The organism is Paenibacillus sp. XP01 (assembly GCF_057364885.1).
On record NZ_CP139481.1, the window covers coordinates 6,610,498 to 6,626,804 of the forward strand.

Below are 16,307 nucleotides of genomic sequence, written 5' to 3' on the forward strand. Positions count from 1 at the left end.
CTAAGTAAATCGTTATTTATTTCAATGTCCTGAAACACGATCGGAAAACAACCCATTCGTCATTCAATATCTTATTATGAGCCTGATCAGCATAATTACAAGTACGGACATTTTTTACCGCTCTACTCTTTTTATACTTAACCCGGCCCGCGCGAACCCCATCCAAAACATGGTATGATATTTGCAAACCGTTCTGAAGGAGTGATACGGATGAAAGATATTTTAATCCAAAGACTGACCACCTATGCCCAAATGGACACCCAATCCGACGAAAATAGCGAAACCTGCCCTTCCACGCCAGGCCAATTGGAGCTCGGCAAACATCTGGTCGAAGAATGCAAAGCCATCGGTCTGCAAGACGTCACCATGGACGAGAACGGTTATGTCATGGCAACGCTGCCTTCCAACACGGATAAGGACATCCCGGTCATCGGCTTTCTCGCCCACCTGGACACCGCAACTGACTTTACGGGCAAAAACGTCAAACCGCAAATCCTTGAAAATTACGATGGACAAGACATCGTCCTTAATGAAGAATTGGACGTTGTTCTGTCCGTCGCCGAGTTCCCTGAGCTGCATGAATACAAGGGGCATACATTGATGACGACGGACGGCACCACGCTGCTCGGCGCGGATAACAAAGCAGGCATCGCCGAAATCATGACGGCCATGGCTTATCTGATCGAGCATCCGGAGATCAAACACGGGAAGATCCGCGTTGCCTTCACGCCGGACGAGGAGATCGGTCGGGGACCGCACCGCTTCGATGTGGCAGCATTCGGGGCCAAGTACGCATATACGGTCGACGGCGGTCCGCTTGGAGAATTGGAGTACGAGAGCTTTAACGCCGCAGCCGCCAAAATTACGATTCGCGGCACCAACGTGCACCCCGGAACGGCAAAAGGCAAGATGGTGAACTCGGCCAAAATCGCGATGGAGCTGAACAGCCGTCTGCCGATCAAAGAGGCCCCCGAGTTTACGGAAGGCTACGAAGGTTTCTATCATTTGTTATCGATTGAAGGAGACGTGGAGCAGACCCGAATGAGTTACATTATCCGGGACTTTGACCGCAACAGCTTTGAAGCCCGCAAATCCACGATGCAAACGATTGTGGCCGAACTGAAAACCAAATATGGCGAAAAGATTGTCAATCTCGAACTCAAGGACCAGTATTTCAATATGCGGGAAAAGATCGAGCCTGTGAAGCATATCGTGGATATTGCCCATGAAGCGATGACGCGGCTGGACATCGAACCCGTCATTCGTCCGATTCGTGGCGGAACGGACGGATCGCAGCTCTCCTATATGGGCATGCCTACGCCGAACATCTTTACCGGGGGAGAGAACTATCACGGCAAATTCGAATACATCTCGGTCGACAATATGGTTAAAGCAACGAAGGTTATTATTGAAATAGCGAAGCTGTTCGAGGAACAAGACGCGAAGTAAACAACGTCCTTCACTTTCTCGGCAGTGCACGCCTCACGCCGCATGCCAGCTAGCAAGTCAACGCAACCTGCAAAGAGCACCCTCAGCAACGATCGGGGGTGCTTTTATGCATGGGCATCGCTCACGTTGCTCCCGTTTATCCGTTTCGGACCATTATTCGTACATGTTCCCCCCGGCGATTTCCCGCAGCTGCTCAACATCCCGAACCACGATCTTTTTCTGTTCTTTGCGGATGATGTCCCGCTCGCACAGATCCGAAATGACGCGGTTTAAATGTCTGTAGCTCGTACCTAACAGATCGGCAAGCTCCGTCAAACGGGAGGTCTGGATCTCCTCATTGACTTGTCCCCCTTGCTCCATCGTGGATAACATGTAACTGGCAAAGCGGCTTTCTACCGGATATAACAAGTTCAGGCTCGAAAAATTGGAGAACGTATAAAGCTTGTGGGTTATATGGCCAAGCATGAAATGGAGAAATTTTGGATTGCTGGCATACGTGCTTTGCAGGAAATGGTAGCTTATACCAAGCAGCAAGCTTTTGCTCACCGTTTGCACCGTGTTTTTGGCCTCCTTGCCATTAACGAGCTCCAGATCGCCCACCAAAGCAGGCGGAGTGGAGAAACGAAGCAGCAACGATTTCCCGTTAGGCGACGTCGTATAAATCTTAAGCTTGCCTTCGACGAGAAAATACAGACGATCGGGACGTTCGCCTTTGGAACAAATGATTTCTCCCTTGGAAGCTTCCAACAGCCTTAACTCGCCAAGGGCAGCTTCATTCAACACCTGATCCAGACCATGCTCTCTCGCAAGCCGACGAACCTGTTGAAAGTCCAATATTTCTTTCATACCGAATAACCTCCTGCGTCATCTTTTGAAGGCCAGTCATGGACACATGTCCTGTTTTTGATATATGTACATAGGAATATATTGATATAAAAATAGTTACTATTAGAACTTATATCCAGCACCACGATATAAATGGATGTTTCACTGAAAATATTACGTTAAACATTCACAAATTTATCTAAAATACAGTTAATGATAGCGCACTCTTATCCGATGATATATACAGTTTGTTCACCTTTTGTAGACATCACTCCAGCCAGGAAAGGAACATCAGCCATGAATATTATAGAAGCTCTTACGAAATCCCTGCCTTACATCAGCCGAATTCTTAGAGAACCCGTCGGCCTTTCATTATATGATCATGAAAAGGTAGTCGACGTGATCACCAACGAGAAGTTCAGCCTTGGTTTCAAGCCGGGCGAGCCGCTCCTCGATAACTTCAAAAACTTCTCCGCTTTGGTGAATGGTCGGGAAGCCTCGCTTACCAAAGTGCCGGCAGAAGTGTACGGATTCGAAATGGACGTGCTCAGCATCCCGATTTTTGACGACGAAAATAAGGTCGTTGCCGTGTTCTCCGCATCCTACGATCAGTCCAATCAAAATCATCTTGAAGCCATTATCCAAGAAAACCAAGCGATTAACAGCCATCTGGTGGACATGGTGCAGCACGTTGCCGCTCATGCCGAAGAATTGCAAGCGACCAGCGAGCAAATTCTCGAGAACACACGCCTGGCCGTGCAAAATTCGAGTCAGATCAACAAAGTCGCCGGCTTTATTCGAGAGATTTCGGAGCAGACCAACCTGCTTGGCTTGAACGCCGCCATCGAAGCCGCCCGCGTGGGTGAAGCAGGTGCAGGATTCGGCGTTGTGGCGTCCGAAGTCCGCAAGCTCTCGATCGATTCCAAACAAGCCACGACGGATATCGATGCCAGCCTGAAAGACGTGCAGCATGTCATCAAACAAATGGAGGTTGAGGTATCGCAGATCGCGGCTTCTTCCCAAGAACAAGCAACGCTTGTACAGTCTTTCACGGATGTGATCGAAAAGTTGAACGCAACCGGGGAGCGCATGAAACTGCTCGCAGACCAACTCATCAGCTACACGGTTGAAGCCAAGTAATCCGTTATGCAAACAGGACTTCCAGGAAAACTACGTAAGTAGGATCTCCTGGAAGTCTTGTTTACTTTATTTCAATTTATAGAAAACGCATGAATCAACCACGCTAGGCCACTACGAGCGCAGTACCATCTTCCGATCACTGTTGTCCGCAGATGGCGATTCCGGCTCCCAACATTCAACCTCGCCCGGAATGCGGATGCGGTCGCGGGTGAAGACCGGGTCCCGCCCTTCTGCCTTTTGCCTCTTGTAATCCTTCAACGCTTCAAACGTTACTTTAGACAGCATCAGGATTGCGATCAAATTCACCACAACCATCAGCCCCATGAACAAGTCGGCCAAATCCCATACCAGCTGCACCTTGGCAACGGCACCAAACACGACCATCGCAATGACGCAAACGCGGTATAACCAGAGCCATCCTTTATTGGACTTCAGGAATTCGATGTTCGTCTCCCCGTAATAATAATTGCCGATAAGCGTACTGAAAGCAAACAGAAACACCATAACAGCCAAAAAACCGGAAGCCCATGATCCGATATGCACGCTTAATGCCGCCTGGGTAAGCTCAATTCCGCCCAAATTCGATCCTTCGTACAATCCGGACATCAAGATGATCATGGCCGTGCTTGTGCAAATGATGAGTGTGTCGGTCAATACGCCAAACGCCTGAATGAGCCCCTGCTTGACGGGGTGCGAAGTATCGGCCGTTGCCGCAGCGTTCGGCGCGCTCCCCATCCCCGCTTCATTCGAGAACAAACCGCGTTTGACGCCATTCATGAGGGCAGCACCGAGCGTCCCCCCCGCCACTTGCTCGAACCCGAAGGCATTTTTGACGATCAACGCAATCATTGCAGGCAGTTCCGTGACGTTCGACAGCACCACGAAGGCAGCCACGCCGATGTAGAGCACGGCAAGCACGATGACGATGTATTCGGAAGCTTTGGCGATGCGTTTGACCCCGCCCCAGATGATCGCGGCGAATATTACCGCCATGATGATGCCCACCGTCAGACGATCCGTGCCAAACGAATTTTGAAAGGCAACGGTGATCGTGTTGGACTGCACCGCATTAAACACCAGACCGAACGAGAGAATGATCAGGACGGCAAACAGCGCACCCATCCAGCGTTTTCCCAACCCCCGTTCCATGTAATAAGCCGGTCCTCCCCGGAAACCGCCGTTGTCCCGGACTTTATAGATTTGGGCCAGCGTGCTCTCCACAAAACTGGAAGCCGCACCGATGATGGCGATGATCCACATCCAGAACACCGCCCCCGGACCACCCAAAGCGATGGCCAACGCAATGCCCGTAATATTGCCCGTGCCCACGCGCGCAGCCATGCTGATGCAAAACGCCTGAAACGGCGATATGGTGCCCGGCTTCTTGCTCTTCGGCTCGGTAAGCACCTTCACCATGTCTCCAATCATGCGAAACTGCATGAATCTCGTTCTCGTGGTAAAATAGACCCCGCACACGACCAACAAAATAATCAATAACTTGGACCATAGAAAATCGTTGAAAAACATGACGATATCTTGTATTGTTTGCTCCATCAGCACTGCCCCTTATCTTCTATAATTCATTCGAATCGGCGATCTGCCCGGCTCTCGGGCTTTCATATACACATCCTGCACTGCCGTTTGCATCATTTCGCATATGCTTAAAGTAACGATGTTACTTATAGTACGGGAACATCTACCGAAATCGACATTTATCTACGTGTGATGGGCAAAATTTTTGTTATAAAGTGATATTCGGCCATATGTTGTGACTTTACTTGACACGATGAGGATGATAGGCGCAATGACCGCCACTCATCAGAAATGTATGCATGTTTCTGAGACACACCGCCAAAACGGGGCATACTGTGGGCAAAGATAGGATGGGAAGACATCGGATTTTGTGCAAGCCGTTCGCAAATAGGTCGCTTGTGATCAAGAAAGGAGGAAGAAGGTTGAGGTATTTTATCGTGGATGACGATCAAGGAATCCGTTCCATGCTCGGTGATATTATAGAGGATGAAGGACTGGGTGAAATTGCCGGCGAATCCGAAGACGGGATGCACGTACACGCGGAGCTGCTTGAGCTGAACAAAGTGGACATCCTGCTGATCGATCTGCTTATGCCGCAGCGTGATGGCATTCAGACGATCCGCGCGCTTGGAAACCGTTTCGGCGGGAAAATCGTCATGATTTCGCAAATCGAATCCAAAAGCATGATCGGGGAAGCTTACTCGCTTGGCATTGAATACTATATTACTAAACCGCTCAACCGCCTGGAGATCGTATCGGTACTCCGCCTTGTCAACGAGCGGTTGAGAATGCAGCAGTCGATTCAGGAAATCCAGCGCACGCTTCAAGGATTGACAGGGATTCAAGGGTCTGAGCGCCAAAGCGGACAGGCCGCCGAAAAAAACATTACGACCGCGGGACATCATCTGTTATCGGAAATGGGCATGGTGGGGGAAGCGGGCAGCAAAGACCTGCTCGACATGCTGGAGTTTCTGGAGGAAACCGAAACGGAAGAGCATAAGCTATCCCCGTACATGTTCCCTTAAGGATGTTTTCCATAACGTTGCCTTGCGCAAACTGGGAGCAGACGCGTCTCCCGCTGAGATCAACAAGGAGATCAAGGCTGCCGAACAACGCGTTCGCCGCGCCATTTTCCAAACGCTCAGCCATGTTGTTTCGCTCGGGCTTACAGACTATACCCATCCCAAGTTCGAAAACTACGCATCAAAGTTTTTTGATTTTACCGAAATCCGCAAAAAAATGCTGGAGCTGCAAAACAACGTCGAGCCATCCTTGTCCCAAACAAGGATCAACACCAAAAAATTCGTTCAAGTGCTGTACCTTGAAGCGAAACGCCTTCTGCAGCATTGACCGCCACATCCACAAACAATGCGGACATGTCCTGACCGGAAGTGCACAGCGCTATCGCTGCCTGCTGCTCCCGGCCATTTGCATGTCCGCATGGGGATAAAGCTATATGAAAAAGAAGATTAGCATGAGAAATTAAATCGGCCTGACCCCAGCCTTGCTTCCATGTTTTCGATGATATTCGTTGATCAGCTCGTCCAATGCCATGGACTGCCGAATGACATCCGGATGCCCTAGCCCACCTTTGTTATGTTCCACCAGCATGTGCAGGTTATGTCTCGCTTTTTCGATTTGACTTTTCAGATCCAAACTCATTACCATCACCCGAGACCTCCTTAATACTGTGATATAGTTTAGGTTTTGCTGTCAATCTTCAGTTGGATTAACATATGGCATCATCGGCTCGGGTGCGGCTGCATCACCCATTTTTTGAGATTCTTTACGGATATAGTAACACATTAAGGCACAATTTGACTCTATAATATCAAAAAATAATGACGAAAAACCCCAAATCCCCCCTCATTCATAGCCATATATGGGATCACATCGTTAATAGCCGTCTATATATTGTGTTCTAGTACAACATGAATCGAATGCTGCAAAATACTAGAAATGGAGTAATAACCCGATGGATTACGATCACAAATTCCAATGTGACTATACTGTGAATATTACCCACTTGTCGCTTTTTATGACATCACATTTGCAAGAAAAATGAATTTCTTGTCCATGTAGACCAAAAAGCACCCCTCTGTCGAGATTCGACCCGCATGGGCCGACCCAGATTGCAGAGAGGTGCTTCTCCTCATTTGCCAACCGATCAATTCGTTATCGCTTTGTGATCTGGATTATTCAAGGTCTGACGGTTACCTTCAAGACATCACTCTTTACCGATCCACTTTCATTGATCCATTCCACAACATACTCATATTCCCCCGGAGCTCTGTCCGAGATCGTCACCTTCGCCTCTTGGGCATTAGGCGTGGCTGCCGTCAGCGTCTGTGCATCGATCTCTGCTCCGTTCTCATACAGGCGATATGAGGTAGCATTGGTGCCCCACCACATATTGATGGTAATGATGTAATTGCCGTCGCCATCCCAATTGTCGGATGAAAGCACAGGTTGGCCTGGCGATGCATCCGTAACCGTCACGGTGAGCGGCGCACATTCGGTCGTCCCTTTGGCATTTATCAGCTCACACGTGTAAACATATGTGCCGTTGACTCGTCCTGAAATGTCCGTGACCGCCTTCTGGGCCGATGGCGTCGACGCAGCAAGCTGCTGGGTATCGATCAGCTCGCCGTTCTCATACAATTTGTATTCGGTACCGTTGTTTCCCCACCACATGTTCATCGTGATCGTATAACTTCCATCAGCGAGGCCATCTCCATGCGTGTTATTATCGGACAACACCGGCATTCCCGGTGCCCCGTCTGCCTGATCCGCAGTCACGACCGTCACTTCGACCGACAATTCGGTGGCCAGACCGGCTCCATTCACCGCTCGTGCAGTGAACTTGTGTTTGCCGACCAGACCCTTCAGACTGATTTCGTCACCCTGTTTCACCAGCTCCCCATCCCAGGTCAGCACCAGTTGGGTAATGCCCGATTCGGGATCTTCGGCTTGGACGTCCACCTTCAATACTTCATCTTCCTTCATTTTCTCTGCAGGCAGTCCGGAAATGACCGGAGGGGTTGTATCCTCGGGGGCTTGCGGTTCACCGACATAGCGAATGCTCGGTGCTGCAGGCTGTTCCATGCCTACGCCAAGATGAAAACCCGTATGCGGCGGTTGGTTATAGGCAACATTTTGCCATGCTACGCCAAGACGATACACCGGATCATGCATCAGCGTGCGAATTCTCACGTCCGTCTCATCCGTTGTCGTGTAGATGCGGAGCTCCGAGCTGTCCTCGCTGCGCCACATCACTTCCTCGCGCCAATCGCCGAACAGGTCAGCCTGCAAGCTCGGATTGGCTTTGGTGCCGTTATTGGAGGCTGATCCCGCAGCCGTGAGCAGGTTCACCGTGGTTTGATTTTCGTAGTCCCATTTGTCGACTCGAATGCCGTCCTGCAGCTCGCGCAACAGGTCCCCGTCCCACCAGATGCCGAAATTCGTGGAAGAAGGAATGTTCGCGGAGATCAGTTCCCCCTGCGCACTGTACAGACCGGTAATCGGGATATGCTGTTCATTCGTAATGGTTGCAGCCCATACTTCCGATCCCGGATAATTCGGATCGATGTCTGCCGCCATACCGCGTCCGGTATCCATGCCGGTGAATACGCCCCAAAGCACTTCTCCTGTCGCTGCATCGCGCATTTCCATTCCGTACTGCGAGCTTTTGTTCTCGTGCACGCCGAACACTTCCAATCCCGAACGCGTCGGATCCAGATCGCTTAAATGCATGGCATCCCCGTGGCCGAGCTTGGTGTTGTACAACGGTTTGCCGTCATCATCGATCGCCATGGCACCAAACGTAATTTCGTCCTTGCCATCTCCGTCGACGTCGGCAACCGACAAATTATGATTGCCTTGACCGGCATACTCCGCGTGCCCGTCATCATTGGAATCGAAACGCCATACCTGGCTGAGTTTGCCGTCGCGGAAGTTATAGGTTGCAAGCACGGTGCGCGTATAATAACCGCGGCTGAACATGGCGCTTGGACGTTCCCCGTCCACATAAGCTACCGCTGCCAGGAAGCGGTCTACGCGATTGCCGTATCCGTCTCCCCATGAAGCCACGTCCCCACGCGGCGGATCATAGTCCACCGTATCGAGAGCAGCTCCGGTCTTGCCGTCAAACACGGTGAGGAACTCGTCGCCGAGCAAAACATACCCCGAGCTGTTGCGGTGGTCGGCATCGGCGTCGCCAATCACCTTGCCCTGCCCGTCGACGGTGCAGTCGGCAGTACGCATCATCAGCTCTGCCCGGCCATCGCCGTCAAAGTCGTATACCAAGAACGGAGAGTAGTGAGCCCCTGCGCGAATATTCCGCCCCATGTCGATGCGCCACAGCCTGGTTCCGTCCAGCTTGTAAGCGTCCATGTACACGATGCCCGTGTATCCGGCCTGGGAGTTGTCTTTAGCGTTAGATGGATACCACATCAGCACGATCTCGTACTCTCCGTCACCGTCCAGGTCACCCACGCTGGCATCGCCAGCATGGTACGTATATGGCTGACCATCTTTCGTATAGGCATCCGCTGGCTTCTGCAGCGGTATCGGCAAATACTGCTCCTGCCATACGCCGAACTCCTTGGTCGCCGCTTTTTCAATGCCATTCAACACACTTGTAATGCGGTATTTGGAATTCTCCGTTCCTTCCGCATCGGTATAGTTCGTGCTATTCGCGATCGGCTCCTCATTCAGCTTTTCTCCGTCGCGATATACGTTGAATGCAATGGATTCAGGGTCGAGGCCCAGCATGCGCCAGCCGAGATAGTTGCCGTTATCCGTCCGAACCGCTACCGGTGCGCGATCCAAATACTCCATCTCGCGTTCCAGCTTCGTTGCGACAGGCGTCTCAAGGACGGCCGACAGCTCCGATACGCCGCCCGCATTGACGGAAGCGACTTTGTAGTAATAAGGAATCGTGCTCAGAATCGTGGAATCCGTATATGTCGTTTCTTTGGTTCGACCGATCAGGTCGTAAGGTCCGTCTGCCTTGGCCGCGCGATAAATCTGATATGAACGTGCGCCTGCAGCTTCATTCCAGCCGATGGTGGCATCGTTCTTGTTAATGTTCTGCAACGTTAAGCCGGAAGGCACTTCGGCTTTGTCGACGGTGGAATCAATGGTCGATACGGACAAGGCATTGGAAGTTACCGATTCCGTCCCTGTGCTGTCCACGGCTGTAACCGTGTATACATATTCTCCGCCCAGCTCCACTTCGTTGTCCACGTAGACGGTCTCTGCCGTCGTAACCAGCAGCTCGGCCTTGGAGGCTCCGCGGGATTGGCGATACACCTTGTACTCGGCCGCATCCGCCGCCGCTTCCCATGAAAGGGCAGCCGTAATCGGATCGGCGTCGAGGTTCAATTCATCCAGCTTCAGGTTTGCGGGAGCCGTCAATACGGGCGTGATCTCGATTCCGTTCAAATGCGCCGTTTGTCCGCTGAACACCAGATTCATCTGTCCATCCTGAACCGTGACTTGGTTGAACACCTTTTCGGCAATATTTTGGGCGCCGGAGGAGACGGTACCATAATCTTTGCCTTCGATGTTGACGTTCGTTCTGGCCGATCCGATCCAGTCGCCCGTATACGTCTTCACCGAGTACGTTCCGTTCGGCAAATCCACCTTGAATTCGTACGACCCGCCGAAATAAATGACGAAATCGCGGCGCAGGTCATCGGTGGCGCTGCCACGGTCCCGATCAGCCATATTGGCTGAAGAGGTCAGGCCGTAACCCCGTTCCGGCGTATAAATCGTATTCCGATTGACCTCGGTGTACCCTGCAGCTACCGGCGAGCCAACCGGGCCGAAATCATAACGGTAATTGGCCGATTTGGTCGTAAAGCCGACTTCATCCGAAGCTTCCGATTCGCCGCGTCCGTTCACGGCAGTAACTCGAACGGTGTAGGATTGTCCTTCGGCCAATCCGCTAAGCGTAAGCGTAGGCACGGTGGCCGTTCCTGCCAGCTTGTAGGCTGATTCCGGCTCGGATGCCAGTTTCCGGTACACTTTGTAAATATCAGCGGCGTCATCAGCCGTCCATTTCAACACAGCCCCTGCGTTGCTGATGCTGCCTGCTCTAAGATCCTGCGGTTTGGCCGGCACTTCGGCCGGAACCTGCGCATCCTTGACGGCGGCGGACAACGGAAGGTCCAGCTCACGGATGGCATTGGCAACAAGCCTAGCGATCTGGATCGCTCCGTATTCCTGGAAGTGGGTATTATCCGTTGCGCCGTTCGGGAAGGCCTGGTAGATACCCGCCGGCACATGAAGGAATACCGACAAGGTCGCCTCCGGCCCGATGGAATCGTAATATGCGATGCTAAGCGCGCTGAGATCGATCAATTTCACGTTTTTCTCGGCCGCGACTTCCTTCATCGCCTGCACGTATTCAGGGAAGGACACATTAAATTTGCCCGTATCCGCGTTGAAATCGCGGCGTCCCATCGGCGTCACCAGAATTGGCGTAGCACCCCGCTGCTCCACCCCGTCTATGTAAGTTTTCAGGTAGTTTTTGTAATCGGCGGGTGAGGCGTAGCGATCGGGAACGCTGATCGTTGCGTCGTTATGCCCGAATTGAACCAGGAGGTAATCGCCCGGACGAATGGCGCGCAAAATTTCATCCAGCCTGCCTTGGAAAATAAATGACTTGGAGCTGCGTCCGCCGATGGAATGGTTTTTGATCTCCACGGCATCACTGAAGAACGATGGCAGCATCTGGCCGTATCCGGCTTGAGGTTTCCAGTACGGGTCATACGTCTGCATGGTGGAATCGCCCGCAAGGTACAGCACCGGTTTGCTCCCAGCCTCCCGCTCAGGCAACCTTTCAATCGTAAGCGCATTCAATTTGGCGGCCGTTCCGGCGAACTCAAAGTTCATCTGCCCGTCCACCAGCGCAATGTCGAAGCTCATCTCCAAAAATTCACCAGCCGCTTTGGCCGTGGGCAGCACCTTATCCATGCTCTCCACCTTGATGGCAATGTCCGTATTCCCTTGCGGGTCGCCCGCCACCAGGGAAACGGTGTAATCGCCATTCGGCAAATCAACCTTGAAGCCTGCCCCTTCGGCCAGCAAGGCAAAGTCCGATTTGATCGGATCTTCCGTGCCCCGATCCTGTACCGTAACTTTAGACAGATCCGTGAAGCCGTAACCCGCCCCGGCAGAATAAGCAGCGCTCGCGTCAACCGCCGTATATCCGTCTGCCGTCCCTCCCGAACCGAAGTCGTATTTATGAAAGATTGCATCGGCAGCATTCCCTTCGGAAGCAGCCGCACTTACCGTTGTCATGCCAAACATCGTCCCCCAGCCCATGCTGGAGATGGTAAACACCCATATGAGCAAGATCAAGCCGATTCGTCGCGTCTTCGCGATCATCAATACCCATCCTTTCGTCATCTCATGATTGAATGATTACAGACAAATTGATGAAACCACTAAACAAGTAAGCGCTTGCAATACGTCGTATCCAACGTTTTTCTTCTCTGATTTATGTCATTTCCGGGCCCCGCATCGGCCCGCCCGCTTCCCTCCCCATACCAAAAGTAAATTACTTTCTAGATACTATCCTTTCTCCCAGGGAATGAACATGTAATTTTCCGTCTTCTTCCATTAAAAAACCGATTTTTTGATGTATTACTCTTGCTCAAAACCGTTTCAGTGGATCAGCACCGCCATAGCGATAAATGTCCTTTTCAATCATCAACCATTCAGTTACAATAGGGCAATGTGTGTCCGGACCCGGCGGATACAAAATTAAACCATTCAAGGATGTATGCTTCGCACCATCCGATTTGAACCATTGGAGGCTTATCAACAACTATGCAAACCGATTCACGCACTCAAGTCAAAATCATAAACGCCGATCCCAGCGCGATGGGATTATTCGGGCTGGCCATCGTCACTTTGGTCGCCTCTTCCCAAAAGCTCGGCATCACGGAAGGGCTTAGCTACGCGATCCCATGGGCGATTTTCCTCGGCGCGTTCGCGCAATTGTTCGCTTGCATTCAAGATTCGAAAAGAAATAACACCTTCGGTACAACGGCCTTTGGCGCATACGCATTTTTCTGGTTTGCGATGGGGGCAAACTGGCTGATCAAAATGGGCGTGTTCGGCTCCACTCTTGCGGAACAAACCGATGGCAAGCAGCTCGGATTCGCTTTTGCCGGATATTTGATCTTCACCCTGTTCATGACGCTGGGCGCCGTGGAAGCGAACAAGGTATTGCTGATCATTTTCATTCTGATCGATTTCCTGTTCCTGGGCCTTACCTTCGACGCCTTCGGCATTGCCCCGCATATTTTCCATACCATTGCAGCCTATGCCGAGCTGTGCATCGGAATCGTATCATTGTACGGTACGGGAGCTTCGGTGCTGAACGCCCACTTCGGGCGAACGTTCCTGCCCGTTGGTGGACCATCCGGCATTTTCAAAGCCAAGGCTTAATAATATAGAAACCGCATAAATAAACCACACCAGGCTACTGCGATTGCAGTACTATTTTCCGATCGCTGTTATCCTTTTCGAAGGGGTGTCCCTCAGTCATCATCGATGACTGAGGGACGCCCCTCTTTTGTTCAATGCTCGAACATTTCCCCATTTCATTCAAGCACTTTTCCTTTTCAAGCATCGGGAAGATGAAGGTATTGTCGAACGAAGAAGAACGAATTAGAATTTGAGAATGTGCAGCTGACGTCACATCGAAGCTAAAAGACCGCTAACAATCAAAATGTAAGCACTTACAGATTGAAAGGAAACGTGAACCTCATGATCGATTCCCGTAATTTAAACACACTTCGCAATCAAATTTTTATCGGGTCCCTATTTGTCATGATGCTTGTTCTCGGCTCCATTGCTTTTATTCTGTATCAGCAGGTTTCCGTTCTGCTTAGAAACAATGCGGAAAGCCACATTGAGCAGACCGCTATTCAGACAACAGGCAAGCTGGAGGCTTTAGTGAGCCAAATTGATACCTGGACCTCTCAAGTCGCGACGGATCCTTCTGTCCAGCTTTACTTGGCTCAGGAGTCCGCAGGCAGGACACTCAGCTTTACAGAGAGACAAAACCTGCAGGAAGAGGTGCGCAAGCTGGAAGCTTACGCAGCCTCCATCCGCTCCATCGAAATTTACACGAAGGAATACCGTAGACTTCTGCCGCTGGATGATGTGCAGCTGGATCAGCGCGTAGAACACGGACTAGTGGATGAAGCAGATCGAGCACAGGGCAGACTGGTCTGGTTCGGCATTGATCCGCGGGATTCTCACAGTGTCGTTGCGATCCGCAACATCAGACTGATCAACCAGTCGTTTGAGGCAGCCGGTTATTTGGTCGTACGTATCGATAAAAGCTACTTTCAGCTCACCGATACCCAATCCAACAGCAATCGGCCGCTGGAGTACATGAATCTGTTCGACGGAGCCGGCAAGCCTATTTCGATCGCTCCCATGCCAGGCATCAGCGCGAATATTCAAGCGCACCAGCTTCAATCTTCCATTCAGCTGGACGGTAAATCGTATATCACGGTGACGAAGCCTTCGGAAAAGACAGGCTGGAACCTGGTCATTTTATCCCCGGCAGATTACAAGGCAGAGGGCATCAGCCTGCTTCAAACCGTCATTATCGTTTCAGGCATTGGAGGCGCCCTGCTGTTCATCATCCTGTCCTTTTTTCTATCTACAATGATTACGAAGCCCATTCTGAACTTGATTAAGGTGATGCGGAATTCCAAATTCGGGACGTTAAAGCCAAGTACAGTTACCTCTGCCACACTTGAAATACGGGAACTGAACAACACATACAATCAGATGGTGGACAGAATGAATGAGCTCGTAGAGGTCGTGTATCAAAAAGAAATTTTGCAAAGCCGTACAGAGCTTAAAGCGCTTCAGTCTCAGATCAACCCCCATTTCTTGTTTAACACGCTGGATGCCTTCTACTGGGCGCTCGACGAAAAAGGAGAGGATGAGCTGGCTGAGAGTGTCATTGCGATGTCCGGTCTGTTTCGCTATGTCATTAACCGGGGGGATGAGGACGAGTGGGTGGCTATAGATCATGAGCTGACGCATGCTGAGCGTTACTTGACGATTATGAATATCCGGATGGGAGACAGGCTCTCCTGGAGTATCACATGCGATCCTTCATTACGATCTGTTCCTATACCCAAGCTGCTGATTCAGCCCCTTGTCGAAAATGCCATTCTACATGGAATTGAACAGCAAGTCGGCCCAGGGAGCATTGAGCTGACGGTTTCTCCATCAGAACGTCCGGGATATACGCAGATTATAGTCAAAGACAGCGGACCGGGAATGGACGACGAGAAGATTCAATCCCTATACACGGCCATGAAAGAAGGACGTTCGGCTTCTTCAAAAGGAAAGGGCATCGGCATTGCCAACATCTACGGAAGATTAAAGCTTAGCTACAGCACCAAGGAACCTGAAATGCGTATAACGAGCCAAGCAGGAAAAGGAACCGTCATTGCACTTACGATACCAAATGAACCGGGAGGGTCTTTTTATCATGAAGACAATACTCATTGTGGATGATGAACCAAGAACCAGAGAAGGCATACGGAAAACGCTAGAATCTTGGTCATCCGGACAGCACACGATCCATATTTTATCGAGTGCAGTAGAAGCGTTGGCATGGCTGCAGGTGAATCATGCCCATCTTGTCATTACCGATATTCGCATGCCGGAAATCAGCGGGCTCGATTTGATTGAACAAATCCATTCGTCCCCCTCCCCTCCTGTCGTTATTGTCATTTCAGGGCATGCCGAGTTTGATTACGCCCAAAGAGCGCTGAAATACGGTGTAGTCGAATATTTACTCAAGCCGATCGACAAGAAGAAGCTCGTTGCGGCGGCGGAGCTGGCTCTTAAGCGTTATGAGGACCGGAACCAAGTAGAGCAGATGAAAAAGCTGGTCGATCCAAAATTGATGGAGACCGCTCAAGAGGATCGTATGTACAGCACATCGATTCGGGAAGCGATGGATTACCTTGATCAGCATCTGAACGAGCCGGTATCCCTGCGTGATCTGTCCCGGGTGCTTCATATGAATACAAGCTATCTTAGTTCCTTGTTCAAGGAGCAAACCGGCCTTACCTTCAGCGATTATATGACTCGCAAGAGACTCCAACGCGCCAAGGAGCTCCTCGTGAATACGAGACTTTCCATTAACGAGATTTCGGAGCTCGTCGGATACCAGACTCCGAAATATTTTGTGAAAGTGTTTCGAACAGCGGAGAATGTAAGCCCGGGCAGGTATAGAGCGAATCTGCAAACCAGCTCGGAGGAGAAAATCCAATAAAAGTGGTATTACACCCAAAGCCTGTTACGTT

General features: G+C 50.9%; 9 protein-coding genes and 1 pseudogene. 6 read left to right on the plus strand and 4 right to left on the minus strand.

What is annotated here, in order from left to right:
- The first annotated feature begins 210 nt into the window (after positions 1 to 210).
- Positions 211 to 1,449: a peptidase T gene (pepT, locus tag SNR34_RS29770; RefSeq protein WP_339275198.1), complete on the plus strand. Its 1,239-nt coding sequence runs from the start codon at positions 211 to 213 to the stop codon at positions 1,447 to 1,449.
- Between the two features lie 153 nt (positions 1,450 to 1,602).
- On the opposite strand, the gene SNR34_RS29775 is transcribed toward pepT, so the two are convergent.
- A complete protein-coding gene (locus SNR34_RS29775; protein ID WP_236413378.1) occupies positions 1,603 to 2,295 on the minus strand; it encodes a Crp/Fnr family transcriptional regulator in 693 nt (230 codons plus the stop codon).
- A 276-nt stretch (positions 2,296 to 2,571) separates the two neighbouring features.
- Between SNR34_RS29775 and SNR34_RS29780 the strand changes: the two genes are divergently transcribed.
- The gene (locus SNR34_RS29780; RefSeq protein ID WP_486180803.1) at positions 2,572 to 3,414 is read left to right on the plus strand and encodes a methyl-accepting chemotaxis protein; all 843 of its coding nucleotides are present in this window, start codon (positions 2,572 to 2,574) and stop codon (positions 3,412 to 3,414) included.
- A 111-nt stretch (positions 3,415 to 3,525) separates the two neighbouring features.
- Here the strand turns inward: SNR34_RS29780 and SNR34_RS29785 are convergent, their stop codons facing one another.
- Positions 3,526 to 4,968 carry an alanine/glycine:cation symporter family protein gene (locus tag SNR34_RS29785; protein ID WP_236413380.1) on the minus strand — a complete coding sequence of 481 codons (1,443 nt, stop codon included), beginning with the start codon at positions 4,966 to 4,968 and terminating at the stop codon, positions 3,526 to 3,528.
- Positions 4,969 to 5,369: 401 nt separating this feature from the next.
- Between SNR34_RS29785 and SNR34_RS29790 the strand changes: the two are divergent.
- Positions 5,370 to 6,297, plus strand: a pseudogene (locus SNR34_RS29790) (response regulator).
- A 132-nt stretch (positions 6,298 to 6,429) separates the two neighbouring features.
- On the opposite strand, the gene SNR34_RS29795 reads toward SNR34_RS29790, so the two are convergent.
- Positions 6,430 to 6,615, minus strand: coding sequence for an aspartyl-phosphate phosphatase Spo0E family protein (locus SNR34_RS29795; RefSeq protein ID WP_236413382.1), 186 nt, complete (start codon positions 6,613 to 6,615; stop codon positions 6,430 to 6,432).
- A gap of 531 nt (positions 6,616 to 7,146) precedes the next feature.
- The gene (locus tag SNR34_RS29800) at positions 7,147 to 12,342 is read right to left on the minus strand and encodes a rhamnogalacturonan lyase family protein (protein WP_486180804.1); all 5,196 of its coding nucleotides are present in this window, start codon (positions 12,340 to 12,342) and stop codon (positions 7,147 to 7,149) included.
- A gap of 444 nt (positions 12,343 to 12,786) precedes the next feature.
- Between SNR34_RS29800 and SNR34_RS29805 the strand changes: the two genes are divergently transcribed.
- The 3 genes from SNR34_RS29805 (at position 12,787) to SNR34_RS29815 (ending at position 16,276) form a co-directional block, all read left to right on the plus strand.
- Positions 12,787 to 13,410 carry an acetate uptake transporter gene (locus SNR34_RS29805; protein ID WP_236413383.1) on the plus strand — a complete coding sequence of 208 codons (624 nt, stop codon included), beginning with the start codon at positions 12,787 to 12,789 and terminating at the stop codon, positions 13,408 to 13,410.
- A gap of 321 nt (positions 13,411 to 13,731) precedes the next feature.
- Positions 13,732 to 15,510, plus strand: coding sequence for a cache domain-containing sensor histidine kinase (locus tag SNR34_RS29810; protein WP_486180805.1), 1,779 nt, complete (start codon positions 13,732 to 13,734; stop codon positions 15,508 to 15,510).
- Complete coding sequence (locus SNR34_RS29815; protein ID WP_339275208.1) at positions 15,485 to 16,276, plus strand: response regulator transcription factor; 792 nt, start codon at positions 15,485 to 15,487, stop codon at positions 16,274 to 16,276. Before SNR34_RS29810 ends, SNR34_RS29815 begins: the two co-directional genes overlap by 26 nt.
- Positions 16,277 to 16,307 lie beyond the last annotated feature (31 nt).